Here is a 24,147-nt window from a genome sequence, read left to right on the forward strand (position 1 = left end):
ACACAAACCAATACGGAATGAAAAAGCGACATCTCAAACAAATGAGGGTGTCGCTTTTTTTGGTGGGAAAGTCGCTTATTTAGTAATTGTTGTTTTTATGAAAGACTTGTTTGAATGGGAGGCCCGACGGTTGTACAATAAAGAAGGTTTTTGACAGCATATTTACGCGCGCCCCGGAAAGGAAGGAAAGTTTTGGAAGTGTTCCTATCACAAATCCCCAATGTAGCGATCCTGCTTTTAGCCGTCATCGCATTGACACTGATCCTGTTATGGATCGTGATTATGCAGTCTGTCCGGATCAGTCGATTGAGGAAATCGATCAACCGGATTATGACAGGGACGGGAGGAGCCAATCTCGAGGAAGGCTTGCACCAACTGCTTGATCAGGTAGAGGAAATGAAAAAGCAGCATAGCGATCAGCAGTTTGCCATCAATCGTCTGTCACAACGGATGGCAGCGCAATGCGGCAAGGTAGCGATTATCCGTTACAATGCCTTCGGGGATGTCGGCAGTGATCTTAGCTTTTCGCTGGCGGTAACAGATGACGCTGGGAACGGCGTCGTGATCACCAGCATTTTTGGACGAGAAGAATCTCGCGTGTACGCCAAGCCGCTTGAGCAAGGGACATCGAGCTACCATTTGTCTGAAGAAGAACAGGCTGCGATCAAAAAAGCGATGACCTCAACGGCAGGGATATAAATCCCCCTGAATTTCAATGAAACAGCAAGCATATGAATGAATCAGGGAGTTCTTTTCATTTCTCTGCGTCTGATTGCGGATATTCCGGTTTTTTGCTAAAATTCATCGTCATTTTGCTCAAGACTTTTGAGGGCATCTGAGGTATAATAAAGAAGTCAAAAATGGCTTTTTTGCGAAAAACAAAAAGTAGGTGATCCGCCTTCATTACCCAAATCGATTTTCGATGCGGAGGGCAAGGCCAGGTTCTACAGCGTTCTTTTGTTGATACTTAGCGTATCTCCTCTGTTTTGGATAACTGTTCGGTCATACTCGACCCATGCAAACCAAAAGAATTGAGGAGATATTTATGGCACAGCGTTTAGCAACTAATTACGCCTCGGCCTATTTTACGGTGAATGAAGAAGAGCTGAAGCAGTTCGTTTCGCTTTTCACCAATGAACACATTTCAGTCCAAGTCAAAGTGTGTGACAATGGCGATCGTGACGTAATCTTGAATGACAAGAACGGCGAAATTCAATTGAGTTTCTGTCGGGTTGGCAGCCGCTACTCATGCGACAGCTCGTATCTGATCCGAGATCGGCAGCTGGCAAATGCCATGAGAAAAGCAATGAAAGCGTTCCGAGGCTATGGAATTGTCCACCGGATTTATGACGGCTTCACAATGGTGTATCACTACGATCAAGGATCGGTTGTGAGCATTCAGGAGCTAACCGGAGACGAAGAAGTGTCCATCTTTGAAAATAACTCTCTGCACATGGCCAATGAGCTGGAGGCTTTGTTCCAGCAGGATGGTAGCGAGCAGGAGATTGAGTCCTTACGTCATGAAACGGACCGATGGCTGGATTTGCGTAATTGGGCAAAGAGAACTGCCCCGGAAAAACTTCCAGCAATTGATGTTCGATTAGTAACCTTATCACGACGTCTATTTGAATTAGAAGTTTAGCGAAAAAAGGGTGCCAGAGGCGCCCTTTTTTATGTCCGTGATTACATAGCGAATAACAAAAAGCGGGTTCCTCCTAACAAGAGGTGCCCGCTATTTCTTTTTGCCCTTCCCTTAGCGCAATTGTAATGGTTTGATCATATTGTACCAAATAGCTCCAGCATGATCTGAGCTGGAAACCCCGTTGTTGAGGTATCCATGACTTTCATAGTAACCAATCAAATTTTCCTTACACGTCAGGGTGATCGTCTCCCGACCGGCCACGCTTGCTGATGCTTCCAGGTGTGTGAGGAGCACGGAAGCAATGCCTCGTTTTTGAAAAGAGGGGGAAACCGCTAGTCCTAAGATGGTTTGATGCCCGCCCGTTGTCGGATTTTCTTTAATCTCTTGAAATAAATCATCCGTAATGAAGGAGGATTCGATGACGGGTCCATTCACCAACCCCGCAATGACGCCATCCTCTTCCGCTACAAAAAAACTGTCTGGAATCAATCGAATGCGTTTCTCAAATGCTTCCTGTGTCGCAGCCTCTTCTGGTGAAAAGCAAAGCTGCTCGATGGCGATCAGTGCTGGCAAATCTTCTGCTTTGGCATTGCGGATAGTGATCATGTGTTCCGATCCTCTCCATTCTTGTTCATTTCCTTTCTCGAAAAGTTTAGAACCTTGCCTATTTGATGTCAACGAGAGCCACTTGTAGCAAGGGGGTGCCTTCATCCTGTCGAGAGATTGATTAATTTATTTTTTAGTTCTTGTTTAATCTTCAAAAAGGGTATTGTCAAACTAGGCCGATGCATGGTATTGTTGTTTTCGTTGGAAACAGGATTAGGAACCAGGATTCACTTTAAAGGGTGGATAACAACGGAAACCGCCCCCGTTAGTGAATGACGCAGGTCCTAGCGATGTTTAATATCACACTCGTTAGGAAGGGGGAACCGAAAGATGGAATATTCGACTTTCGGAAGACACGTTGCTGTTGACACATGGGGAGTTCAGTTTGATTTATTGAACGACGCAGAATTTTTGAAAAAGGAAATGATTGAGGCTGCTGAGGCATGCGGTGCTACGGTACTGAGTGTGCAAGCGAAGCAGTTTTCTCCTCAGGGTGCTACCGTACTGGTTCTTCTCTCGGAAAGCCACCTGTCCATTCATACGTATCCTGAGCGCGGCTTTGCTGCTCTGGATTGCTACACGTGTGGGGAAACCGTTGATCCGCAAATCGCCATCGACTACTTGGTATCCGTGCTGAAGCCGGAAAAAACTTACGCGAAGAAATTAGTTCGTGGTTTGGGTGAACTGCAAGTTGTTGAGCCAGAAATGAAACTGGTTGAAGCGGCAAAGTAAGTAACAAATGGAAAAGTTTTCAAGAGGTGCGGGCTCATTCCGCACCTCTTTTATATGGAGCTTCGATTTTTGTTTGTCATCATGGAGTGACAGGAGGAATTTTGCGGCCAATATCATGGAGCAGAGAACGAAATTCCGTGGATGTATTGGTGATCTGGCTGTTCATGCCGGGTCTCACATCAACTTGATTGGTCCGATGCGTCGCCTCTTCATAAATATCTGCATGGATGGCACGAATCCGATCAAATGTGGCTGGGTCGGAGGCTACTTTGATCGAGAAGTTGGGAACACGTGACCGAACAGCTGAGTGGACTTGCTGCTCGATTATGCGGGTTTGCTCAGGTCCAAAATTTTTCCGAACACGAATTCCGATGACGGCATCCGTACCACTCACGAGAACTGTAGCTCTCTCTACACCAGGCACTTCATCTGCCACCAAGGTGAGCTGTTCAGCCAAATCCTGATTGAAACCATTGACCGTATAGCCTTTGTGATAATTGCGGGCATTGATTCCGCCAGTGTAGGCATGATAATCGTGAGTGAGGCTTGTCCTTGCACCTGGGGTATGCTGATAGGTGGTACTTTGTGTGTGCGCTTGATTTTTTGGATGGCTGCTCGAGCTGGCGCATCCGGTTACCATGGTTGCGATGATAAGCAAGCCAACCAAACATTTTGGGCCGTACCGTTTCATACGTTGCCACCTCCATTTTCCTTAGTATGACGAAAATAAAGTCCCTTACTCTGGAAGTGGCTCCCGTAAAAAACTGCCCATTGTGCCGCGTTTCACTACCTGTTAATATGGAAGGTATGCATAATAGAGGAGGTTCACATGAAGCGTCTTGACATACGCAACATTGCAATTATTGCCCACGTTGACCACGGAAAAACCACGCTGGTTGACAAACTTTTGATCCAATCGGGCACATTCCGCTCGAACCAACAGGTAGAAGAGAGAATGATGGACTCTAACGACCTGGAGCGCGAGCGTGGAATCACGATCCTGGCGAAAACTACTTCTGTCAAATACAATGATTTCACGATTAACATCTTGGATACACCAGGCCATGCTGACTTCGGTGGCGAGGTTGAGCGTATCATGAGCATGGTGGATGGCGTTCTGTTGATCGTCGACGCCTTCGAAGGCTGTATGCCACAAACGCGCTTTGTATTGAAAAAAGCGCTGGAAGCAAAAGTTACCCCTATCGTTGTCGTGAACAAAGTAGACCGCGACAATGCACGTCCTCAAGAAGTTATCAACGAAGTGTACGACCTGTTCATTGATCTGGATGCGACGGAAGACCAGCTGGAATTCCCAATCGTATATGCTTCCGGTCTGCAAGGAATTGCTGGACTTGAGCCAGATAAGCTGGAAGGCGACCTTCGTCCACTGTTTGACACCATCGTAGAGCATATGCCTGCACCTGACGCAGACGAATCTGCTCCACTCCAAATGCAAGTAACCATGCTGGACTACAACGACTTTTTGGGTCGTATCGGGATTGGCCGCATCTATCGCGGAACCATGAACTTGAATGAAATGGTATCCGTCACTACGCGCGAAGGCGAAGTGAAAAAAGCGCGGATTCAAAAGCTGTTCGGTTTCTCCGGTTTGCAACGAGTTGAGCAAAAAACAGCAAGAGCGGGAGATATCGTAGCGATTTCTGGTATTGATGATATTAACGTAGGGGAAACGGTTTGCCACGTTGATCATCCAGAGGCATTGCCACTTCTGAAAATTGACGAGCCAACTCTCCAAATGACGTTCCTCGTGAATAACAGCCCGTTTGCTGGTCGCGAAGGTAAGCACGTAACTTCCCGCAAGCTGCGCGATCGTCTGATGTCTGAGCTGGAGACAGATGTATCTCTGCGTGTAGATGAAACGGATTCACCAGATGCGTATGTAGTTTCTGGACGCGGTGAATTGCACTTGTCCATCTTGGTAGAGAACATGCGTCGTGAAGGCTTTGAGCTGGGTGTGTCCAAGCCAGAGGTTATCATTCGTATGATCGATGGTCAAAAAATGGAACCGGCTGAGCTGTTGATCATTGATGTGCCTGAGGAATACACAGGGCCGGTTATGGAGACATTGGGTCAACGTAAAGCGGAGATGGTTAACATGATCAACAACGGCTTCGGACAAGTTCGTCTGGAGTTCATTATTCCATCCCGCGGATTGATCGGATATCGTACAGAGTTCTTGACGATTACACGCGGTTACGGTATTCTCAACCACTCCTTCGACAGCTATCGTCCACTTGTACCAGGAGCGGTTGGAGGACGTCACGCAGGGGTACTCATTTCCCACGAGACAGGAACAGCTACCACGTACGGCTTGATGTCCGTAGAAGATCGCGGAACGATGTTCATTCACCCAGGTACAGAAGTATACGAGGGCATGATCGTGGGCGAGCACAACCGTGACAACGATCTAGTTGTTAACGTATGTAAAGAAAAGCATGCGACAAACGTACGTTCTGCGACCAAGGATGAGACTGTCAAAATGAAGGCTCCTCGCATGTTGTCTTTGGAAGAGGCATTGGAGTATCTGAACGACGATGAGCTGTGCGAAGTAACACCTCAATCCGTTCGTCTGCGCAAAAAATATCTGAACAAATCAGATCGTGAGCGCTATGAGAAGCAAAGACGCTATGAAGCACAACCGCAAGCGTAAGATTGAAAAGAAAAGAACGCCACTTGATCCTTTTGGGGATGAAGTGGCGTTTTTATTTGGGCTTGTCCTTACAACAAACTCTCGATATCAGTGATGAGCTCCTCAGGTTGAGTACGCGCACTGATGCGTTTTATGACATGACCGTCTTTATCCACAAGGAATTTGGCGAAGTTCCATTCGATATCTGGATTTTCTTCGCTCGGGGTATGTTCCTTCAAGTGCTGATATAAAGGGTGAGCGTCAGGACCATTGACATCGATCTTTGCAAATAGCGGGAACGTCACACCGTAATTACGATCGCAGAACGTTGCGATTTCGTCTTCTGTTCCTGGCTCTTGTCCAGCGAACTGGTTGCAAGGGAAGCCGAGAATGACAAAACCCTTATCCTGATAACGCTCATACAGCTCCTGTAGCCCTTTGTATTGAGGAGTAAGGCCGCATTGGCTAGCGACGTTCACGATTAGCAGGACATGCCCTTTGAAGGCGGCCAATGTCTTCTCTTCACCGGAAATCGTTTTGACAGCAATATCATACAAGCTCATCCTATTCCCACCTTTTTCTACTGACATATCCTCATCATAGCATGTACGGCGAAAATCTTGCTAGCAACCTGGAAGAACCTACCGTTTTTTGACACAGAATCCACCACCTGATAAAGTAAGAAAGATAGCGTTTTCCTCAGAAAAAAGGAGTGACTATTCGTTTCATTCCGCCTATGAGTGGCATGTGAAGCGCTAGGAGTTTCACCGCTTGAAGACAGGAGAGATAAGTGATGGACTGGATACAAATCGCATCAACCTATGTGCCAACGAATCCAGATCAGCTCACAGCCTATGACAGCTTTCGCATATGGGCTGATAAATATCGGGCTTGGATTTTGTTTGCGGAATTAATTATTGTCTATTATCTTGGTTTTGCTACCCGTATCCGTATGCCTATTTTGAAAAACGTGCTCTTGTACATCCTTTTATTTGTTGGAGCTCTCATTTTCGCTATATTGGATGTGCAGCTTCCTGTGAAAAGTGCAATGTTCGTAGCAATCGCGATTCTCGTGATTGTAAAGGTAAGGATCAAACCGGAGCAAACTGGGCGAAAGTGAGGAGAACCGCGTGAAGTGTGAAGATGCACTTTTTAACTGGCTCCAAATTCAAGTGGTTGCCGATGCTCGACCAGAAGACCACTCTGCTTTGGAAACAGCCGCTTTTTTCTTGCAATTGCTGCAAGAGGATCATCAAATGAGCGATATCGGCTATCGTCAGGAAGGCAGCTGGTACGTGCTATTTGGGAACGTTGATTCACAGTCCGTGGAAGTGCAATACCCTGCTGAATCAGTTGAAGCTTTATTGGTCGCGATTGAAAGCGAACCGAAGTACAACTGCAATTAACGGGACAAAGACTCCCCTCCACTTGCCGAAATGATCCGGAAGTTGGGTGGAGTTTTTTTGTATCAAGCGCTTTTCATAGGTAATAAGACGCGGTTTCCTGGATGATGCAACTTTTGAAAATGATTTCCCGTCAATATGCATGACCCAAGCAAGCAAGGGGATTTTGGCAGACTAGAAGGGGGAACTACCATTGAAAAAGTACATGACCAAGCCCGTATTAGCAGTGGTGACAGCGGCAGGTATTCTTGGCTGTTTGACGCCAATTTTTGCCAACGCAAGCTCGATTGCAAGTCCAAGTGCCACAAAGGTAGTCATGAATGACGAAGGGAAGCAAGTCACACGCTATAATCTGAAAGAACTTGCCCAAAATGATCCAACCACTCTGAACATGCTCTTGAAGAATCAAGCGGATCACTTGTACATCATTGTAGATGAAATCAACTTGAATACGAAGCTCCAAACGTATATGGAAGAAAACAAAGCGGAGTGGGAGCGTATCTACAACGAGTACTACAGCGACATCTGGCTGGAAGTGCGCCTGACAGAGAATGCTGAAGAAATCGTGAGTGTAAATGCCAAGACGGAAAATAACAAGGTGTACATAAAGGGGATTGTGACTTCGGATGTCACCAAGGTGGTAGTGAAAAAGCCGAATTCCGACATCATTGAAGTCGTTCCGACCAACGAGCACTCTTTTACGGTCAGCTTCGAAGCTCCGGATGCTACTTATGATCCGTATGTAACCGTGAGTGCCTATGCAGGCAGCAAGCTGGTCGATAGCGAAAAGGTAAAGATCGTTCCTAAAGCAGAAGAAGATCAGGAAATGATCATCCATACCATGTCTGTATTGGATGCGAAGAAAAAGGAGTTAAAAGTAAAAGGAATTGTCAAGCAGGGGGCAGACAAAGTAACGGTCACCTATAATGGCGTGAAAAAAGACGCAAACGTGAAGAAGCTGTGGGATGGCGTAGGCAGCTTTACGGTTTCAGTAAAGGATGTACAAGCCGCAAAAGATCAAAAAGCCTTGATCGAGGTTTACGAGGATGGCAAGAAGGTTGATTCCGAATCCGTTCAGGTAGAAATCGTTAACGCTCCTGACAAGGATCAAACGACCGAATATGCCATCAAGGCGACTGCTGTAAACAATCCTGCCGCCAAGTCCATTCAGGTAAAGGGGACAGTAAGCGGCTGGAATAAAAAGGACGATACAGAATGGTTTGTGATCGCTCCTGACGGTAAGAAGAAAGAGATGAAACCAAATGACAAAGGCGAGTTCTCGCTGACATTGTCGTACAAGAATCATTCGTTTAGTGCCAAAACAATTCAATTCGCATTGTATGAAGATGATAAGCTGGTTAAGAAAGCTGACGTTGCATTAAGTACAAAAGCCATTGTCGAGCCTGTGAAGCCAACAGACGAGGATAAAGACGACGATGACGACAAAAAGAAAAAAGAAAAAGGGAAGCAGAAAGATAAGCATCCCAACGGCAACGCGTATGGCTATTGGAAGAAGCACGACAAACATCATAATGACGATGAAGACCAGGACGATAACGACGACAGAGACTAGTCTCTATCGTTAAGGCCGCTGCTTGTAAGTCTCGACGTACTCCACCAATTGTCTGATGTAATCCCCCAGAATAGGGATCGAAAGAAATTGCGTCAAGAGGGAGCCGAGGAAAGCCAAAACGATAGCAGTACCAATCGTCAATCCCAGACCCCGGGCAAGACCTGCGAGGAAATTGATCCAAAGCAGCTTGCGCGGGGCTGTGTAATTTTGGATCACATCTGCAAGTCGGATATCTTCCAGGAACATGGCAATTTTATGCATCCGCTCATTTACCTTCCGAACTTCCTGAAGCTCTTCAAGAACTTGATCAATTTGCTGCATGAGGCGATCTGTAGGTGACAAACTGTCCATCCCCTTCTCATCATTCGGTATTGTTACCTACCAGTCTAGGGAAAAAGACAACCAGAATCAAGGTGGAGAGGAAAGGTTTGCCTATCAGCTAGGCGAAGGGTAAAATGAATGTACAAAACGTTTGTTAGGAGGCATTGAAATGGCTGAAACTGTTTCCCAATCTCTTTCCGAAGATTTATTCAAGCTCTTGCAAAAGGAGCGTTTTGTTACCTTGGGCACAGTAGATCATGAGTCAGGGGCACCATCGCTCAGCTCCTTGTCCTGGACGTACGCTGTCAGCGCCGATACGATTCGTTTTGCTGTGGATAATCGCTCACGTATTTTGACTAATATTACGAAGGAACCGCAGGTTGTCCTGCATTTGATCGGTGCCGGCTCGTCTTTCGCCATTAATGGTCGTGCTTCCGTCAAAACAGACCGACTGGAAGGTGTTCCGCTCAAGCTGGCCATGGTAGAAATCAAAATTGAGGCTGTTCGTGATATTATGTTTTACGGTTCCCGTATTTCTGTAGAACCGCAATATGAAAAGACGTATGACAAAAACGCAGCTGAGAAGCTGGACAATCAAGTTATGACTGCCTTGAAAGAGGCAAATTAACGCTGGAAATAAATTGTTGACAAGAATCCTGCCGATCCTTTAGTATTAGGGTCAATCGAATTGAATAGCAATCTTCTTATCCAGAGCGGCGGAGGGACTGGCCCGATGATGCCCGGCAACCAATCACCTGTATTTTAACAGGGAGATAATGGTGCTAATTCCTGCAGAGTTATTCAACTCTGAAAGATGAGAAGGATTTGCTTACGGTGACGTAAACAAAGCCTTCTTTCAGAGGAAAGAGGGCTTTTTTGATGCCCTCGTATACTATTGGAGGGAGAGAAACAGACATGAAATTGGAAACGAAATTAATTCAGGCGGGAGTAGGCAGAGACGAAAAAACAGGGGCGGTGAGCTTTCCTGTTTACTATGCAACGGCTTATCGTCATCCTGCCTTGGGCCAAAGCACTGGATATGATTATACGCGCACAGCGAATCCTACTCGCACCATTTTGGAGGAGACCATCGCCGAAGCGGAATCAGGAGATGCAGGATTCGCTTGCGCCTCAGGAATGGCTGCTGTTCATACCGTCATGGGCTTGTTTTCCCAAGGGGATCATCTGATCGTTTCACTCGATCTGTACGGGGGAACCTATCGATTGTTTGAGCAAGTGCTCTCTCGGTACGGTCTGACGTTTTCGTACGTGGATTTGCGTGACATTAGTGCACTTAAAAATGCGATTCGCCCAGATACAAAGGCCATCTTCGTCGAGACACCAACCAATCCCCTGATGCAAATTACCGATATTCGAGCAGTCACGCATTTGGCGAAACAGCACAGGCTCCTGACGATTGTAGACAACACGTTCTTAACCCCTTATTGTCAACGCCCACTAGAGCTTGGTGCAGATATCGTCTTGCATAGTGCAACCAAGTATTTGGCAGGACATAACGATGTGCTGGCTGGACTCATCGTAACAAAAGGGGGAGAGTTGTCGGAAAAAATCCGGTTTTTGCACAATTCAGTCGGTGCTGTGCTTGGACCGCAGGATTGCTGGCTTCTCATTCGCGGGATGAAAACATTGGCATTACGGATGGAGCGTCATCAATCCAATGCGTTGATTGTAGCGGAAAAGCTGCGTGAGCATCCAGCAGTGGCGGAGGTATTTTATCCGGGTCTGCCTGAGCATCCGGGGCATGAGATCCAGGTGAATCAAGCGACTGGGCATAGTGGGATGGTAGCGTTTCGCGTACACGATGTGGAACAGGTGGGATTGTTCCTGCAAAATCTGCAAATCGTGTCCTTTGCAGAAAGTCTGGGTGGTGTCGAGTCATTGTGTACGTATCCGGCGACGCAGACGCATGCCGATATCCCACAAGAAGTCAGAGAGCATGTCGGTGTTTGTGATCGATTGTTGCGACTGTCGGTTGGCATCGAGCATCCAGATGATGTCGTATCCGATTTGTTTCAGGCATTGAATGCTAGTTTGGTCGTAGGGGGGAGTGTACGATGAATTTTGCAACCAAGCTCCTCCACGGTTCGACTTGCATGGACCCGTTCACAGGTGCATCGTCGGTTCCGATTTATCAAGCTTCGACGTTTCATCAGGCTGATATCGATCAGCCAGGTACATTCGATTATGCCCGATCAGGTAATCCGACCAGGCAGGCTTTGGAGGAAGCCATTGCGTCGCTGGAGGGAGGTGCACGCGGTTTCGCGTTCTCATCTGGCATGGCTGCTATTTCTAGCGTGTTCATGCTGTTTTCAGCGGGAGACCATGTTGTCGTGGCGGAAGATGTATATGGCGGCACGTTTCGGTTTTTGACCAAGGTATTGTCGAGAATGGGCATCTCCGTTACGTTCGTAGACGCAACAGATACAGAAGCCGTTCGTGCGGCCATAACACCGGCTACAAAAGGGGTTTATCTGGAGACCCCCTCCAATCCTACTTTAAAGGTGACAGATATTGCAGCGGTTTCTCGTATCGCGAAGGAGCACGGCTTGCTCGTCATTGTTGATAATACGTTCCTTACCCCGTATTACCAGCGTCCACTGGAACTTGGCGCAGATGTGGTCATTCATAGTGCAACGAAATTTATCGGGGGGCATAGTGACGTCGTGGCAGGACTGGCGGTGACAAGAGAGGCTGCGTTAGGGGAGCAACTCTACTTTATTCAGAATGGCATGGGAGCGATTTTGGGTGTGCAGGACTGCTGGCTTGTAATGCGTGGGCTCAAAACATTGAAAGCCCGACTGGATGTCAGCACGAAGACAGCCGCGAGCTTGGCTGACTGGTTGTCTACGCATCCACAAGTACACCGAGTCTACTATACGGGACTGACGGATCACTCTGGTCACCTGATTCAAACACAACAAGCGACAGGTCATGGGGCTGTTCTTTCCTTTGATGTAGGGGGCCGCGAGCGAGCAAAAGCGTTGTTTGATCGCGTAAAATTGCCGATTGTGGCTGTCAGTCTCGGGGCAGTGGAAACGATTCTCTCGTACCCAGCTACGATGTCACATGCAGCGATGCCTGCTGAGGAAAGAGCTGCAAGGGGAATTACGGATGGTTTGATCCGTTTGTCAGCTGGTTTAGAGGATTTCGATGACTTGGTGGCTGATTTGAAGCAAGCACTGGATCATTTGCCATCTGAAGCACCCGTCCATAAAGAAAAAGAGGTATTCTCCCGGGCTTAAATCCGGGGGATACCTCTTTTCTTTTAAGGTGTTCCTGTACGATTTACGTTGATTTTGTTTTGTCCTTGCGGCTCTTTGTGCATGCGTTTTTCTTTTACTTGAGAAGGTGTTTCTTCGCGAGGCTGCACACTGCGCGGTAGTTGGGGAATGATCCGACCTACGATATCCGCTAACTCTTCTGTAATTCCGGCGACAGGATGGCCGCGACGAATATCATCTCTCATCTCCCGTAATCGCTGTACGACGGCAGGGTCTGCGGTAACAACGGCATTCGCCCCTTGAGGATCTTCTTTCAGTGCTTCCGCAACCGTGTACTTAATGACGCCAACCTCTGGGCGATCCAAATTCGGGTCTACTGTAATACCGACAACAGCATATTTGCCCAAGACCACAGTAGTCGCGCTGTGTACCCTTTTCACACGTATTGCCAGTTGGGTGAGACGATCAGCGGTGGCTTGGGAAGATTGATTATAAGCAGGCTCAGGAGCTGTTTGTTGAACGCGCTGAGTATGAGTGGCATGCTTGGGCTGTTGGGCAGCCTGATTCGCCGGAGGGTTATTGCCCGACATACATGCTGTAAGCAACAAGCTAAAACCGAGGCAGTAGATCATGATCCGTTTCACAGGCATTCTCCCTTTCCCAGTATTGCCTTCCTTTGTGAGGAGGGCAGGGTTACAAGTATTTTGTTCTGGGCTGCCCATTTTCATTCTGCCACTAGGTCGTCTAACTCTGTCTACCTGAACATAGACTGTAGTACATCACGTCGCCGCACCTGAGCATCCCTCCAAAAATTGCATAGGGTATATAAGAAGGGTAATAGGAGGCGAGATTTTGAAGAAAATCTACGTACTGGACACCAACGTACTCCTGCAAGATCCAAGGGCGATGTTTTCTTTCGCTGACAACGAAATCGTCATACCAGCTGTCGTATTGGAAGAAATCGATTCCAAAAAGCGGTACATGGATGAAATTGGCCGCAATGCTCGGTACGTATCTCGGCTCTTTGATAGTTTTCGTGAGCTGGGGCAACTGCACACAGGCATTACCCTGGAAACAGGTGGGGTGTTTCGGGTGGAACTGAATCATTCCTCTTTCCACCGCCTTCAAAAACAATTCACGGAAATGAGTAATGACAACCGCATTTTGGCGGTCGCCCTAAACTTACAGGAGGAGGAAAACGGAAAACCACAGCCAAGACCAGTCATTTTGGTAAGTAAGGATGCTCTTATGCGAGTCAAGGCTGATGCATTGAATATTTCCGCAGAGGATTTTCTTTCGGATCGAGTAGTGGGGGAGTTCTCCAGTATTTACCCAGGGTATCAGAAGATGATGGTAGCGTCCGACATCATCAAGACTTACTACGCAACAAGAAAGCTGCAGCTGGCCGCCTGTTTTCCACGCTATCGTTTTTACCCTCATCAATTTTTAGTGCTGAAGGACGAATGCAACCCATCTATTTCAGCGATTGGAAAAGTTGACCCGGACGGAAAAATGCTAGAAATGCTTGTGTCAGATGATGATCCGATTTGGGGCATCCGAGCCCGCAACGTGCAGCAACGGATGGCAACCGAATTGTTGCTGCGAGATGATATCCCTTTAGTAACCATGACCGGTAAGGCCGGTACAGGAAAAACCTTGCTGGCATTAGCAGCGGGCCTGCTGCAAATTGAAGACCAGCAAAAATACAAAAAACTGTTAGTGGCAAGACCTATCGTTCCACTTGGAAAAGACATCGGTTATTTGCCCGGCGAAAAAGAAGAAAAGCTTCGACCGTGGATGCAACCGATTTATGATAATTTGGAATATTTATTCAACACGAAACGCCCAGGTGATCTGGATAAAATTTTGGCAGGCATGGGGAGTTTGCAGGTGGAAGCTTTGACGTATATTCGGGGGCGCTCCATCCCTGAACAATTTATTATCATTGATGAAGCACAGAATTTGACAAAGCATGAAGTAAAGACGATCCTGACGAGGGTGGGGGACGGCTCGAAAATTGTACTAATGGGTGATCCTGAGCAGATCGATCATCCGTATCTGGATGAGAGCAACAACGGTTTAACCTACGTGGTAGAGGTATTTAAAGACCAAAAGCTGGCTGGACATATCCAGTTGGAAAAAGGCGAACGGAGTGTGCTTGCACAGTTGGCCGCAGATTTATTGTAAAGAGGAGGTATGAAAAACGACGAGGAGGTCATACTATATTTGTCGAGCCCGATGATTCATGTGAGTAAACGGCGAAATGCCTTGCAGGAGGCGAAGATCCGTGGATAATCATGATCAAGCAATCGACGAAAGTCGTATGGAAATACACCGATTCCTTTAGCTACTTTTCTCTACGATGGAGGTTGAAGAGCCAAAGAGAATAACCGGTAGAACCCCATAAGCAATTCGGGCTCGACAAGGACCGCTCCTCATTGGAGCGGTTTTCATTTTTTGCAGATTCGGAGGAAAAAAGAAAAACGCGGATAAAAAATCCCGCGTTTTTGTCCGATTTTACTTATTTAGCAGCCGCGATCGCTGTTCGCAATGACGAAATACATCCGGTGTGCATTCCTTCATGGAAAAGAGTGAAGACCATCATTTCTCCATAAGTATGCATAGTGCCTTTGTCTCCTAGTTCAAACGGTTTGGGCAATGGATCATTCAAGCGGGATTGTAATTCTTCTTTAATACGCACATGTTGTTCCTTTAGCTCGGCAGCTAAGGCTTCGAGGGAAGGTCCTTCTTTTTGCCAATCAGCGGGCTTGGTTCCTGGAGCAAACATGGCTGCGTAATACGGAGGACATTTCATTCCTTCTGGTCCTAAGAGTAGGTAATCTTGGGTCAGAAGAATATGACCAATATTCCAGCGAATGTTGTTTGTGAAGCCATCTGGAACCACGTCTGCTTCTTCCTCGGTTATTTCCGTCATTCTCGCCAAAAACATTCCGCGAACCAAGTCGTACTGATTCCATACAAAAGAAAAGTTCTGCATAGTAATCCCTGCCCTTCCTCATATTTACATGCACTTCACATCTTACCGCATAAAGAACAAAGGGGAAATATTCAAACTGCAAAAAAATTTGCAAGTTGTCCCTCCAACTCCATACATATGTACAAAGGGGGGAAGCATGATGGTTACGTTGGATTCATCTATTTCTTTTTTGATTTATATAACAGCGGTGTCCAGCGCGGCAGCAGGAGTTACGGAAGCTTTTAAATCAGTCATTCCCTTTTTGGCGACCGACTATGAGGCGAAAGAAAATTGCTGGGAGGATCAGTATGAGGCTGCTCGATTGATGCACTACAAGCGTTTTTTCAATCTACTTATTTCCGTATTGGCTGCGGGTGTCATTTTTGGCATGCTTGGTTTGGACCCAGCACTCATTTTAACGGGTGCTGAATCTGCTTATGTAAAAAATTCTTGGCAGTTAGGAACATGGATGTGGGGAATTGTTGCGGTGTTTGGCTCGCCTTTTTTCGCATCACTCCTCAAAATACTAGAGAGCTTCAAACAATCGGTAGACAACAATTTGCCTCCTAATCGACCGCGCCGCAAAGTCAGCGGAACACGAGAATAAGCTCGTGTCCCTTTAGTTGCCCGATGCTTGCGGATACGCTAAGATAACCAAAAAAGCGGTAGCAAAGGTGGGCACAGCTAAATGATGTGGAAATGCTTGCGAATGACTGCGTTTTGGGTGTTGACAACAGTTGTCTTGGTGGCGTGCTCGGCCCAGTCGGGACCAACTGCTACATTTGACCCCGAAAATCAAAAGGAATACGGAGTAAACGGCATTTATCTCGGGCAGAACATAAAAGAAGCAATGGATATTTTGAAGCCGACCAAAGCTGATTTTATGGATATGGTGACAAGGCAAAGCTACTCGGTAGAGCAGATGGCGCAGGGTGAGGGAGAAGCAGTGATGGGGATGCTGCTGGTTGGTCAGAGTCAGATGATGATCAAAGTCCACAAAGGTGAATTGACTTCGATTATGCTGGGAGGAGTTCCTCGTGAGGACGCACAAAAATTCAAAACATATCGGGGACTCACTATGTTTGATAGTGCTCGGCAGCTAGAGAAGCTGTACGGCAAAGGAGTGGACGAACAAGAAGTGGTGTACGAAGGCAGCAAATACACCGCCCATTTTGGTTTTGTTGACAATCAAGTGGCGTGGTTTCGATTTGATCGTAAATCATCGTAATAAGGAAAAGGGAGTTCGTTTATGAGGAGCTCCCTTTTTTGCATGGAAAGGATTCATTTAGTCGGATGGAGCCAAACGAGCTTCACTTGATAAGCTTTCGCAATTCCCTCAGCCAGTGGAATCAAGCTTTGATCGATCAGGTAGGCTTCGGGTTGTTGCGTATGTTCGGGTATCACGCCTAAAACATGCTCGCGGAGTTGCTCCATGGCAGCCCACTGATCTTTTGATTGGGAGGAAGCCCCAGGCGTTACGATGGCAACGTGATCTGCATATACATACAAATGTTCATTTTGGGAGACAAAACCGATGTCATCAAGTTGATCGATCGTAGTTGTTGACGGGAGCAGTAAGAGAGAAAAGGCATCGCCTAACATGTTGGACTTCTCCAAAATGGTTTCTAGCTTCTCCTGTTCGGCTTGATTCTCTACAATAAAAAGCAGTTTATCCCGATCAAAGACATTGACATGATCTCCGATTTTATGTATGACTTGAGCATAGAAGCCAGGGAGCTTCCCCGCTGGTACATTCAGTTCAATTCCGTACATATGGCGCATGTCTAACCCCCATGTTTGCAACTTGTTTTTACTATCGTATCAAAAAATCAAGGAGGTTTCCTATGACGAATCAAAATCTTGCCATTGAATCCTATGAGTTGGGAGCATTTCAAACCAATGCGTATGTGGTGACAAACACCGCAACCAACCAAACCATTGTGATTGACCCGGGCATGGAGCCAGATCAGTTGCTTCGTGCTCTCGCAAATAAAAACGTCGTTGCTATTCTTTTGACGCATGCCCACTTGGATCATATTGGTGGCCTCAACCAAGTAAGAGAATGGACAAAGGCACCGGTTTACATTCATCCACTGGAGCAGGAATGGCTCACCAACCCTGATCTCAATGGATCTCGACGCTGGAATCTACCTGAACTCATCGTATGTGAGCGGGCTGAGCACGAACTGGAGGATGGCCAGACTCTAGAACTGGCAGGTCTTCACATTCAGGTGTTGCATACGCCAGGTCATTCGCCGGGAAGTTGTTCATTCGTAATTGGCCGGCACTGCTTCGGTGGCGACGTTCTGTTTAACCAGAGCATCGGGCGCACCGATCTCTTCGGAGGAGATTATGAGACACTGATGATCAGCATTCAGGACAAACTGTTTGAGCTCGATGATGAAACTATTATTTATCCAGGACATGGACCAAAGACGACGATCGACTACGAGAAAACGTACAATCCGTTTATCACAGGCATGCTTCGTTAGTCACTTCATCATTCTTTATAAAGGTTGGGAGAGGATTTTGTCAGGTGGTGGAGAAAAGGAAGGGGTCACCATTTTCTAAAGGAGCTATTCAATATGAAGCGAACATGGAAGTGGGCACTCATTCTCGTTATCGCCTGCACGAATCTGGTTGGGTGTGCGGCACCCACCGCCCAAGCAGATAAGACGAACCAAGCTCCCAACGTGAAAGTGCCTGATCCCAAAACACCACCGCAGACAGAGCCCAATCAGGAGACACAACCTCCGACTTTGCCATCAAGATTTCCGGAACAGCGTATCTCCCTTCTTGCTGTTGGGGATATCATGATGCATCAGGAGCAATTGGATGCCGTCTGGGACCCAGCAACGAAAAGCTATGATTTTAAACGTTTTTTCCCGAATGTCATCCCGATGTTCCGTGAGGCAGACTGGGTCATCGGCAATCTTGAGACAACGATGAGCGGTAGCAAGGCAAAATACTCAGGCTATCCGATGTTTAATTCTCCTGAGTCGCTTGCACATACGTTGAAGGAAATTGGATTTACTGCGGTATCGACAGCGAATAACCATTCGATGGACCGCAAAGAACAAGGGGTTCTGCAAACCATCAAATATCTCGATGAAGCTGGTCTACCGCATACGGGAACGTTTTCAAGCCCCGAGGAACGAGATGAGCCCTTGTTGTTGACCAAGGACGGATTCACACTAGCCTTGCTATCGTATACGTACGGAACGAATGGAATCGCGATTCCAGAGGGCAAGCCGTATCTGATCAATCTGATTTCGCCTGCGCTGATGAAAAAAGACATCGCACGGGCAAGAGAAAAAGGAGCCGATCTGGTTGCAGTTGCGCTTCATTTCGGAAATGAGTATCAGCGCATGCCCAGTCCTGAACAAATCAAGACCGCCGAGCAAGCTTTAACATTTGGAGCGGATTTGATTTTGGGTGCGCATCCACACGTGGTACAGCCTTATGAGTGGAAAACGGTTACCCTCGAAGATGGACGTCAACACAAAGGACTGATCACCTACTCATTAGGCAATTTCATCTCTGCGCAGCGATGGGACTACAAGGATGTTGGTGCAATCCTGAAGCTTGTGCTGTACAAGAATGAGTCAGGAGAGGCCAGCATCGAAAGTGCTGAAATGATTCCGACCTACGTTCATTTTTATCGAAAAAATAACAAGCGCAACTATGTCATTTACCCGGTATCAGAAACATTGGAGAAGCTGAAGCAAGGCCAGAAATACCCTGGGCTGACGAAAGAAGCGATCCAGTACATGACCCAATTGCAGAAGGAAATGCCGGCTCATGTCAATAAGGTTGTCTCCAAGAAAAAAGCCAGCTAACGAATAGCTGGCTTTACTTCTTTCCGAATCCAAATGGTAGATTAAATTGGAGTTGGAGCTTTAATTCCTCGTCCATCAGCGTGATGCCCTGCACTTGGATGTTGGGGGAGATCAGCTCCGGATAAAATCCGAGATCGTACGCTTCTTCCATTTCCTCCACGGTCGATTGAGGCAAGGCAAAGCCGTCAAAGTACAGCTCGGAAATGTGGAATTTGAGCTGGGTAGGAGAGACGAGCTCATAATTACCAACGAGCTTGAGCTCCATCTGATCATACGTACCTTCCACGGTCAGCTTGTTATCCTCAAAGGAGAAATGGGATTGTTTAAACAAGGCGTCTTTCTCTATCAAAAAATTGTTGAAGTCAGTCTGGTTGATCGTTAACGTATGCTTGAGGAGACCTTCCGATTGAATTCGATCCGGCGTCGCCAACTCGGGAACTTGAACCATGACCTTCGCGAGCATTCCGAAGAAGGTCTGGAAAGCGGGCAAACCACGTTTTTCCCAGTCTAAAATCAAGTGATTCATCATGGATTCCACAACGGTCGGGTCATCCAGTTTTTGTACATTCTTTTCTTTTTCAGCGGCAACGGCGAGCATCTCTGACAGTTGAAGCTCGTATTTTTTTCGCAGCACTTGAAGTTGTTCCAATCGATTCTTTTTGTCGGTTTGCATCGCGGTGAGCTTGGTGCGCTCAGTATGATAGGACTCTAGTCGAGACATGTCACGCTCGTACAAGATCTCGTAGAAGTCGTACATCAATAAGAACTGATTGAAATTTTCCGCATTTAATAGTAACGTCAGAAGATTGGTACGCTCGCCCATGTAATAGGCCCGCGCTACCTCACCGGCACGACGTTGTGTCGCTTCCATCACCAGCTTTTGCCGTTGTAAGTCGAGATCCATTTGAGCGATTTCTCCGTATGTCCGCATCTCTTCTTCCTTAAGTAAGGTGAGGGTTCGCTCCAGCTCTTTTTGAGTAAAATGCTGCTGCAGGATGAGCTGCTCCAAAGGAGTAGCGGGCTCTTCCTGGGCGAACACCGTTAGTGGACATACAAGTAGGAATAAGACGAGTAGAAATTTGCGCATGATTTCACCTTTTGCTTTTGCCTTTCCATATTGTATGCTTCTTTTCGTATTATAGCCTTATCTAGTTGAATTTGGATAGCAGGAGAAGAGCTTATGACAATGAACGAACTGATACGCGAGGAAATAGAAAGCCAACCAGAAAAAGCGATTACGTTCGCGCGCTTTATGGAGTTGGCCCTCTACCATGACACGCATGGCTATTATATGGTCGAACAACCCAAAGTAGGCAAAGCGGGAGACTTTTATACGAGTGCATCGGTACATCCCGTCTTTGCGGAAACAATCGCAGATGCTGTCTTGGCATTATGGGAGGAGGCGGATATCACTTCGCCTGTTCTCGTGGAGATTGGTGGTGGAACCGGAACTGTTTGCCGTCACATGCTGGAGCGCATCCGTGCGTGCAAGCCAGAGGTATACAAAGAGGTGACGGTCATTTTGATAGAGGCGAGTCCGTATCACCGGAAAATGCAGCAGGAGGCGCTCCAGTGGCACGAGGGTCCGAAGCGTTGGTATTCTTCCGTGAATGAAGCTGCCAAGCATGAAAAAATAGAAGGGGTTATTTTTTCGAATGAGTGGCTGGACGCATTTCCGGTACATATTGTAGAGAAAACCAGTTCAGGCTGGCAGGAAGTGTGGGTGCGTGTTGGAGCGGGCGGGTTGGAAGAGGGCCTGGGGGAGATGACACCAGCGCTAGGAGAATATTTGCGTGGGCTGAACTTGAAGCTGCCAATCGGCATGCGGATCGAGATAAATTTGGCGATGGAGCAAGCCGCACAAGAAGTTTCCTGCCTATTGAAAAAAGGATTCGTCATCACGATTGATTACGGTGACCTACAAGAGGAGCTCTACCATCCCAGTCGAAAAAACGGAACACTGATGTGCTATCATCGTCATCAGGCTCATATGAATCCGTATATCAACATTGGCCAACAAGACTTGACGACACATGTGAATTTTTCTGCGTGGAAGCAGTATGGAGAAAAGGCTGGTTTACGGGAAATAGACTATATGAGACAGGATCGGTTTTTGATGCGGAATGGCTTGCTTCATAAAGCCGTCGCCCATATGGATACAGACCCTTTCACGAGCGTTGCGATGAAACGGAATCGTGCTATTCAGCAGTTGATCGATCCTGCAGGCTTGGGTGGGCGATTTTGGGTCATGGTCCAAGGAAAAGGCACCCGGGAGTAAAAGAAGAAGAGAACACAAAAAAAAGATGCTCATGGCGAGCATCTTTTTTCTTACATTATCAATTGGAGCAAAGCGTGTTCTTGTGGGCCAACAGGCATTACGAAGAACGTGTAATACGTGAATCCAACAAAAGACAGGAACATGAAGCCGAAGAAAATGTTTAAGTATACTCGTTCAGTCAGATTCATGTAGCTCAGCGCTACGAAGAAAGCAGTCAAACTGAAGAAGATGAGCGCCATCGGGTACAATTCTCCCCAAAAGGCCATCAACGCGATCACAATGGTCCAGAAACCTAGAACGCGATACATACGATCCATTTTTGTCCCCCCTTTTTTGCCTCGATCGGTAAGATTTACAAGATTCCTCCCCCATTATATAGGACAGGCGAACACGTGTAAACGATAAAGGTATGACGGATTATTGTCACCCAGGGAGGAGAGACTGGACTTTCCGTGCTAATACTGAATCACCGTATAGTTGCAGGACTGGCACCCGCGAATTTTGGAATCATCCTCACGTAATTCAATGTTCCCCAAGTACGTTTCGAATATTCCCATCAACAGAGCGTTGTGCATCTGGCATACGGCATTCGGATATTTTTTTGCGCTGTCGGAGAAGGTGCAATTATTTACGCGAAAACGTAGCGTTCCTTCTTCCATTGCTTCGATGTCTGGTTTCAATCCCTGAGCCACGACAATCCGATGGACCAGGTCCAATTTTTCTTCCATAGAGGCTACTTCTAAATTGATTCCGCTTTGGACAACCGCCCGTTTTGCCATCTCTGTTCCAATGCGATGTCCCATTTTAATTAGAGCGGCTTCGCCAGCTTCGCCGAGCGAGAGCAGACTTTCAATCGCGATATCGGCCAACAGCTGATAGTCACGAGGTGGGAATTGCAGACTCACAACCTGTTCAGACAGTGAGTACAACCGACTGGGACGTCCTCCCTTACCACTTTTGTCTGTAACAGCAGTGAGTAAATTCACGTCCTCTAACTTCGTCAAGTGCAAGCGTGCCACATTAGGGTGGATAGAGAAGTGATCAGCTATATCCTGAACCGTGATAGGATCTTTACTGTAGGCGACAAATTGGTAAATGGAAAAACGGGTGGGGTCAGCTAAAGCACTGGTTAACTTTTGCGCATCGTGGTCCATGCCGATACCCCTTTCTCAAAACAATCTCCATAAGATCAAATTCAAAAAGTCGTCTTTTCAGCACCGAGAAAGAGGTGAGAACCTGAAAAAGGAGGAGCGGAGTGTAGGGGACCTACATGAGCACCGGACTTTGAAGGTGAACGCCTCTTTCGATGTTGCCCAAGCTTTCAGGGCTCCTTCGTGATCAAAAGACGACTTTTTGAACAATCTTCATAAGTGTATCCCATTTTGTGTTACTTGTTAAGGTAGCAGTGTGCTACAACAGCATATCACACGAATTTTCATCTAGTTTTTAAATTAACTACTATTGACATAGTGTTAATGAAGCAGTAAAATCCAAAGTAAGGAAAGAAATTTTATCAACTAACATTTTGTAAGAGCTTAAACGAAACATCAAGAACTGCAAATGGTAAGACTTTTATAGATGAAATCATTCGTGATAGTTAAGATGGAGGGGTAACCAATGGCCGTTGCTGAACGTACACAAACACAAAAATTAACGTTTTTCACTTATCCGAGCTGTACATCCTGTCGCAAAGCGAAGGCATGGTTGGCAGAAAACGGAGTGAATTACGAAGAGCGTCACTTGTTCAAAAATCCACCGACAGCAGAAGAACTGCTTACTATTATTAAAATGACTTCAAATGGCTTGGATGAAATCTTGTCGACGAGAAGTCAGCGTTTTAAAAACCTGGATGTCGATATTAATGATATGTCGGTGAAGGAGCTGCTCGAAATGCTTAGCGAAGAGCCGCAGCTTTTGAAGCGTCCGATCCTGACTGACGGTGAAAACCTGATCGTCGGATTCAATTCTTCCGCCATGAAAAATCTGTTGTCCTAATGAAGAGGGGGGAAAGACCTCCTCTTTTTTGTTTGTCCATCGAAAGGTAAAATAAAGCCACAAGTTGATATAAAGGTGGGAGTTTTGATGGAGACCTTGCTTTTGCAAAAACAGGGCGGTATCGCCACAATCACATTAAATCGGCCGCATGTACATAATGCCATCAGCGTGGAGCTGGTTGACGAACTACATCAGGTCTTGCAAGATTGCCAAGCCGATCCTAAGGTGAAGGTTCTGATTGTGACGGGGACGGGTAGAAGCTTTGTTTCCGGCGGCGATTTGAATCAGTTTATTGCAGCGCGCGGCTTTGAACAGGCGTATCCTTTGCTCAGTAAAGTGACAGGGCTTTTATCGACTGTGGATCAGTTTCCCAAACCGGTGATTGCCATGATTAACGGTGCAGCGGTCGGAGGTGGCTGTGAGTTTGCGGGCGCGTGTCATTTTCGTTTTGCCAGTGACCGGGCGACCTTCGGATTTGTACAAATCAGCATGCATATTACGACTGGCTGGGGTGGAGGAAGTCGGCTGTTGGACTTGCTGCCAGAGTCAAAAGCACTCGCTCTCTTGCTGACTGGTGACAGATTGTGTGCAGAGGAAGCCAAGTCCTACGGTTTTGTTGACGAGGTATACACAGAAGAGAAGCTGCATGAGGAAGTATATCGCTTCGCTCGAAAAATTGCTGCCCAGCCGCTAGCTGGCATTGAGGCGTACATGCAGATCCTGAAGTGGAAGCGTTTGGGACTTCCGCAAGATGAACGAATCAGGCGCGAAGTGAGTCAATGTGCGCATCTATGGGGTAGCTCTGAACACGTCGCCGTAGTGGAAAGCTTCCTGACAAAGCGCCCAACGTCCTGATCGATGCAGTCCTTTTCGTTTAAACATTTATTTG

28 protein-coding genes and 1 riboswitch are annotated in these 24,147 nt (G+C 46.9%); of the genes, 18 read left to right on the forward strand and 10 right to left on the reverse strand.

Annotated elements, in window-relative coordinates:
• Positions 1 to 192 precede the first annotated feature (192 nt).
• Together E8L90_RS03870 and E8L90_RS03875 are read left to right on the forward strand one after the other, a co-directional pair.
• Positions 193 to 699 carry a DUF4446 family protein gene (locus E8L90_RS03870; RefSeq protein ID WP_137028072.1) on the forward strand — a complete coding sequence of 169 codons (507 nt, stop codon included), beginning with the start codon at positions 193 to 195 and terminating at the stop codon, positions 697 to 699.
• Between the two features lie 346 nt (positions 700 to 1,045).
• Positions 1,046 to 1,642 carry a hypothetical protein gene (locus E8L90_RS03875; RefSeq protein WP_137028073.1) on the forward strand — a complete coding sequence of 199 codons (597 nt, stop codon included), beginning with the start codon at positions 1,046 to 1,048 and terminating at the stop codon, positions 1,640 to 1,642.
• Positions 1,643 to 1,753: 111 nt separating this feature from the next.
• Here E8L90_RS03875 and E8L90_RS03880 read toward each other — a convergent pair whose 3' ends face one another.
• Positions 1,754 to 2,248, reverse strand: coding sequence for a GNAT family N-acetyltransferase (locus tag E8L90_RS03880; RefSeq protein WP_137028074.1), 495 nt, complete (start codon positions 2,246 to 2,248; stop codon positions 1,754 to 1,756).
• A 330-nt stretch (positions 2,249 to 2,578) separates the two neighbouring features.
• On the opposite strand from E8L90_RS03880, the gene speD reads away from it, so the two are divergent.
• Positions 2,579 to 2,980, forward strand: coding sequence for an adenosylmethionine decarboxylase (gene speD / locus E8L90_RS03885; protein WP_007723244.1), 402 nt, complete (start codon positions 2,579 to 2,581; stop codon positions 2,978 to 2,980).
• A 79-nt stretch (positions 2,981 to 3,059) separates the two neighbouring features.
• On the opposite strand, the gene E8L90_RS03890 is transcribed toward speD, so the two are convergent.
• Positions 3,060 to 3,671 (reverse strand): YhcN/YlaJ family sporulation lipoprotein, encoded by a 612-nt coding sequence (locus tag E8L90_RS03890; protein ID WP_137028075.1) that lies wholly within the window; start codon positions 3,669 to 3,671, stop codon positions 3,060 to 3,062.
• A 138-nt stretch (positions 3,672 to 3,809) separates the two neighbouring features.
• Here E8L90_RS03890 and typA point away from each other — a divergent pair, with 138 nt between their 5' ends.
• A complete protein-coding gene (gene typA / locus E8L90_RS03895; RefSeq protein ID WP_017249600.1) occupies positions 3,810 to 5,651 on the forward strand; it encodes a translational GTPase TypA in 1,842 nt (613 codons plus the stop codon).
• A 68-nt stretch (positions 5,652 to 5,719) separates the two neighbouring features.
• Here typA and E8L90_RS03900 read toward each other — a convergent pair whose 3' ends face one another.
• The gene (locus tag E8L90_RS03900; RefSeq protein WP_137028076.1) at positions 5,720 to 6,193 is read right to left on the reverse strand and encodes a glutathione peroxidase; all 474 of its coding nucleotides are present in this window, start codon (positions 6,191 to 6,193) and stop codon (positions 5,720 to 5,722) included.
• A gap of 230 nt (positions 6,194 to 6,423) precedes the next feature.
• On the opposite strand from E8L90_RS03900, the gene E8L90_RS03905 reads away from it, so the two are divergent.
• The 3 genes from E8L90_RS03905 (at position 6,424) to E8L90_RS03915 (ending at position 8,606) form a co-directional block, all read left to right on the forward strand.
• The gene (locus tag E8L90_RS03905) at positions 6,424 to 6,750 is read left to right on the forward strand and encodes a YlaH-like family protein (RefSeq protein ID WP_137028077.1); all 327 of its coding nucleotides are present in this window, start codon (positions 6,424 to 6,426) and stop codon (positions 6,748 to 6,750) included.
• A 10-nt stretch (positions 6,751 to 6,760) separates the two neighbouring features.
• Positions 6,761 to 7,036, forward strand: a complete 276-nt coding sequence (locus E8L90_RS03910) for a hypothetical protein (protein ID WP_137028078.1) — start codon at positions 6,761 to 6,763, stop codon at positions 7,034 to 7,036.
• A 190-nt stretch (positions 7,037 to 7,226) separates the two neighbouring features.
• A complete protein-coding gene (locus tag E8L90_RS03915) occupies positions 7,227 to 8,606 on the forward strand; it encodes a hypothetical protein (protein WP_137028079.1) in 1,380 nt (459 codons plus the stop codon).
• Between the two features lie 9 nt (positions 8,607 to 8,615).
• Here E8L90_RS03915 and E8L90_RS03920 read toward each other — a convergent pair whose 3' ends face one another.
• Complete coding sequence (locus tag E8L90_RS03920; protein WP_007723262.1) at positions 8,616 to 8,957, reverse strand: DUF5665 domain-containing protein; 342 nt, start codon at positions 8,955 to 8,957, stop codon at positions 8,616 to 8,618.
• 139 nt (positions 8,958 to 9,096) lie between these two features.
• Between E8L90_RS03920 and E8L90_RS03925 the strand changes: the two genes are divergently transcribed.
• The 3 genes from E8L90_RS03925 to E8L90_RS03935 all read left to right on the forward strand — a co-directional run bounded on the left by E8L90_RS03925 (position 9,097) and on the right by E8L90_RS03935 (position 12,190).
• On the forward strand, positions 9,097 to 9,555 hold the full coding sequence (locus E8L90_RS03925; protein WP_137028080.1) for a pyridoxamine 5'-phosphate oxidase family protein: 459 nt from the start codon (positions 9,097 to 9,099) through the stop codon (positions 9,553 to 9,555).
• A gap of 73 nt (positions 9,556 to 9,628) precedes the next feature.
• Positions 9,629 to 9,748, forward strand: a riboswitch (SAM riboswitch).
• A gap of 94 nt (positions 9,749 to 9,842) precedes the next feature.
• Positions 9,843 to 11,006 carry an aminotransferase class I/II-fold pyridoxal phosphate-dependent enzyme gene (locus tag E8L90_RS03930; RefSeq protein WP_137028081.1) on the forward strand — a complete coding sequence of 388 codons (1,164 nt, stop codon included), beginning with the start codon at positions 9,843 to 9,845 and terminating at the stop codon, positions 11,004 to 11,006.
• Positions 11,003 to 12,190 carry a trans-sulfuration enzyme family protein gene (locus E8L90_RS03935; RefSeq protein ID WP_137028082.1) on the forward strand — a complete coding sequence of 396 codons (1,188 nt, stop codon included), beginning with the start codon at positions 11,003 to 11,005 and terminating at the stop codon, positions 12,188 to 12,190. The genes E8L90_RS03930 and E8L90_RS03935 overlap by 4 nt, the downstream gene beginning before the upstream one ends.
• Before the next feature lie 23 nt (positions 12,191 to 12,213).
• Here E8L90_RS03935 and E8L90_RS03940 read toward each other — a convergent pair whose 3' ends face one another.
• On the reverse strand, positions 12,214 to 12,819 hold the full coding sequence (locus E8L90_RS03940; RefSeq protein ID WP_137028083.1) for a YhcN/YlaJ family sporulation lipoprotein: 606 nt from the start codon (positions 12,817 to 12,819) through the stop codon (positions 12,214 to 12,216).
• Positions 12,820 to 13,021: 202 nt separating this feature from the next.
• Between E8L90_RS03940 and E8L90_RS03945 the strand changes: the two genes are divergently transcribed.
• Positions 13,022 to 14,356 (forward strand): PhoH family protein, encoded by a 1,335-nt coding sequence (locus E8L90_RS03945; RefSeq protein ID WP_137028084.1) that lies wholly within the window; start codon positions 13,022 to 13,024, stop codon positions 14,354 to 14,356.
• Positions 14,357 to 14,690: 334 nt separating this feature from the next.
• Here the strand turns inward: E8L90_RS03945 and E8L90_RS03950 are convergent, their stop codons facing one another.
• On the reverse strand, positions 14,691 to 15,167 hold the full coding sequence (locus tag E8L90_RS03950; RefSeq protein ID WP_137028085.1) for a DinB family protein: 477 nt from the start codon (positions 15,165 to 15,167) through the stop codon (positions 14,691 to 14,693).
• 139 nt (positions 15,168 to 15,306) lie between these two features.
• Here E8L90_RS03950 and E8L90_RS03955 point away from each other — a divergent pair, with 139 nt between their 5' ends.
• Both E8L90_RS03955 and E8L90_RS03960 read left to right on the forward strand, forming a co-directional pair.
• Entirely contained in the window at positions 15,307 to 15,753 is a 447-nt protein-coding gene (locus E8L90_RS03955; RefSeq protein ID WP_137033264.1) for a hypothetical protein, read from the forward strand.
• Positions 15,754 to 15,834: 81 nt separating this feature from the next.
• A complete protein-coding gene (locus tag E8L90_RS03960; RefSeq protein WP_137028086.1) occupies positions 15,835 to 16,374 on the forward strand; it encodes a hypothetical protein in 540 nt (179 codons plus the stop codon).
• Between the two features lie 53 nt (positions 16,375 to 16,427).
• Here the strand turns inward: E8L90_RS03960 and E8L90_RS03965 are convergent, their stop codons facing one another.
• Positions 16,428 to 16,928, reverse strand: coding sequence for a hypothetical protein (locus E8L90_RS03965; RefSeq protein ID WP_137028087.1), 501 nt, complete (start codon positions 16,926 to 16,928; stop codon positions 16,428 to 16,430).
• Between the two features lie 62 nt (positions 16,929 to 16,990).
• Here E8L90_RS03965 and E8L90_RS03970 point away from each other — a divergent pair, with 62 nt between their 5' ends.
• Entirely contained in the window at positions 16,991 to 17,638 is a 648-nt protein-coding gene (locus tag E8L90_RS03970) for an MBL fold metallo-hydrolase (protein ID WP_137028088.1), read from the forward strand.
• Between the two features lie 93 nt (positions 17,639 to 17,731).
• Positions 17,732 to 18,985: a CapA family protein gene (locus E8L90_RS03975; RefSeq protein ID WP_137028089.1), complete on the forward strand. Its 1,254-nt coding sequence runs from the start codon at positions 17,732 to 17,734 to the stop codon at positions 18,983 to 18,985.
• Between the two features lie 13 nt (positions 18,986 to 18,998).
• On the opposite strand, the gene E8L90_RS03980 is transcribed toward E8L90_RS03975, so the two are convergent.
• On the reverse strand, positions 18,999 to 20,072 hold the full coding sequence (locus E8L90_RS03980; protein WP_137028090.1) for a hypothetical protein: 1,074 nt from the start codon (positions 20,070 to 20,072) through the stop codon (positions 18,999 to 19,001).
• 93 nt (positions 20,073 to 20,165) lie between these two features.
• On the opposite strand from E8L90_RS03980, the gene E8L90_RS03985 reads away from it, so the two are divergent.
• The gene (locus E8L90_RS03985; protein WP_137028091.1) at positions 20,166 to 21,263 is read left to right on the forward strand and encodes a class I SAM-dependent methyltransferase; all 1,098 of its coding nucleotides are present in this window, start codon (positions 20,166 to 20,168) and stop codon (positions 21,261 to 21,263) included.
• 50 nt (positions 21,264 to 21,313) lie between these two features.
• On the opposite strand, the gene E8L90_RS03990 is transcribed toward E8L90_RS03985, so the two are convergent.
• Positions 21,314 to 21,580 carry a DUF2626 domain-containing protein gene (locus E8L90_RS03990; protein ID WP_015892123.1) on the reverse strand — a complete coding sequence of 89 codons (267 nt, stop codon included), beginning with the start codon at positions 21,578 to 21,580 and terminating at the stop codon, positions 21,314 to 21,316.
• A 138-nt stretch (positions 21,581 to 21,718) separates the two neighbouring features.
• Complete coding sequence (locus E8L90_RS03995) at positions 21,719 to 22,417, reverse strand: helix-turn-helix transcriptional regulator (RefSeq protein WP_137028092.1); 699 nt, start codon at positions 22,415 to 22,417, stop codon at positions 21,719 to 21,721.
• Positions 22,418 to 22,880: 463 nt separating this feature from the next.
• On the opposite strand from E8L90_RS03995, the gene E8L90_RS04005 reads away from it, so the two are divergent.
• Together E8L90_RS04005 and E8L90_RS04010 are read left to right on the forward strand one after the other, a co-directional pair.
• Positions 22,881 to 23,258 carry a Spx/MgsR family RNA polymerase-binding regulatory protein gene (locus E8L90_RS04005; protein ID WP_137028093.1) on the forward strand — a complete coding sequence of 126 codons (378 nt, stop codon included), beginning with the start codon at positions 22,881 to 22,883 and terminating at the stop codon, positions 23,256 to 23,258.
• Positions 23,259 to 23,345: 87 nt separating this feature from the next.
• Positions 23,346 to 24,113, forward strand: a complete 768-nt coding sequence (locus tag E8L90_RS04010; protein WP_137028094.1) for an enoyl-CoA hydratase/isomerase family protein — start codon at positions 23,346 to 23,348, stop codon at positions 24,111 to 24,113.
• Positions 24,114 to 24,147 lie beyond the last annotated feature (34 nt).

The sequence above is a fragment of the Brevibacillus antibioticus genome, from assembly GCF_005217615.1.
GTDB classification, from domain to species: Bacteria; Bacillota; Bacilli; order Brevibacillales; family Brevibacillaceae; genus Brevibacillus; species Brevibacillus antibioticus.

Coding starts and splice junctions, on each gene's coding strand:
- E8L90_RS03965 (WP_137028087.1), bottom strand. CDS start 16,928: ATGCGCCATATGTACGGAATTGAACTGAATGTACCAGCGGGGAAGCTC.
- E8L90_RS03925 (WP_137028080.1), top strand. CDS start 9,097: ATGGCTGAAACTGTTTCCCAATCTCTTTCCGAAGATTTATTCAAGCTC.
- E8L90_RS03935 (WP_137028082.1), top strand. CDS start 11,003: ATGAATTTTGCAACCAAGCTCCTCCACGGTTCGACTTGCATGGACCCG.
- E8L90_RS03900 (WP_137028076.1), bottom strand. CDS start 6,193: ATGAGCTTGTATGATATTGCTGTCAAAACGATTTCCGGTGAAGAGAAG.
- E8L90_RS03990 (WP_015892123.1), bottom strand. CDS start 21,580: ATGGATCGTATGTATCGCGTTCTAGGTTTCTGGACCATTGTGATCGCG.
- E8L90_RS03905 (WP_137028077.1), top strand. CDS start 6,424: ATGGACTGGATACAAATCGCATCAACCTATGTGCCAACGAATCCAGAT.
- E8L90_RS04010 (WP_137028094.1), top strand. CDS start 23,346: ATGGAGACCTTGCTTTTGCAAAAACAGGGCGGTATCGCCACAATCACA.
- typA (WP_017249600.1), top strand. CDS start 3,810: ATGAAGCGTCTTGACATACGCAACATTGCAATTATTGCCCACGTTGAC.
- E8L90_RS03890 (WP_137028075.1), bottom strand. CDS start 3,671: ATGAAACGGTACGGCCCAAAATGTTTGGTTGGCTTGCTTATCATCGCA.
- E8L90_RS03960 (WP_137028086.1), top strand. CDS start 15,835: ATGATGTGGAAATGCTTGCGAATGACTGCGTTTTGGGTGTTGACAACA.
- E8L90_RS03970 (WP_137028088.1), top strand. CDS start 16,991: ATGACGAATCAAAATCTTGCCATTGAATCCTATGAGTTGGGAGCATTT.
- E8L90_RS03875 (WP_137028073.1), top strand. CDS start 1,046: ATGGCACAGCGTTTAGCAACTAATTACGCCTCGGCCTATTTTACGGTG.
- E8L90_RS03995 (WP_137028092.1), bottom strand. CDS start 22,417: ATGGACCACGATGCGCAAAAGTTAACCAGTGCTTTAGCTGACCCCACC.
- E8L90_RS03920 (WP_007723262.1), bottom strand. CDS start 8,957: ATGGACAGTTTGTCACCTACAGATCGCCTCATGCAGCAAATTGATCAA.
- E8L90_RS04005 (WP_137028093.1), top strand. CDS start 22,881: ATGGCCGTTGCTGAACGTACACAAACACAAAAATTAACGTTTTTCACT.
- E8L90_RS03975 (WP_137028089.1), top strand. CDS start 17,732: ATGAAGCGAACATGGAAGTGGGCACTCATTCTCGTTATCGCCTGCACG.
- E8L90_RS03940 (WP_137028083.1), bottom strand. CDS start 12,819: ATGCCTGTGAAACGGATCATGATCTACTGCCTCGGTTTTAGCTTGTTG.
- E8L90_RS03950 (WP_137028085.1), bottom strand. CDS start 15,167: ATGCAGAACTTTTCTTTTGTATGGAATCAGTACGACTTGGTTCGCGGA.
- E8L90_RS03930 (WP_137028081.1), top strand. CDS start 9,843: ATGAAATTGGAAACGAAATTAATTCAGGCGGGAGTAGGCAGAGACGAA.
- E8L90_RS03985 (WP_137028091.1), top strand. CDS start 20,166: ATGACAATGAACGAACTGATACGCGAGGAAATAGAAAGCCAACCAGAA.
- E8L90_RS03880 (WP_137028074.1), bottom strand. CDS start 2,248: ATGATCACTATCCGCAATGCCAAAGCAGAAGATTTGCCAGCACTGATC.
- E8L90_RS03980 (WP_137028090.1), bottom strand. CDS start 20,072: ATGCGCAAATTTCTACTCGTCTTATTCCTACTTGTATGTCCACTAACG.
- E8L90_RS03955 (WP_137033264.1), top strand. CDS start 15,307: ATGGTTACGTTGGATTCATCTATTTCTTTTTTGATTTATATAACAGCG.
- speD (WP_007723244.1), top strand. CDS start 2,579: ATGGAATATTCGACTTTCGGAAGACACGTTGCTGTTGACACATGGGGA.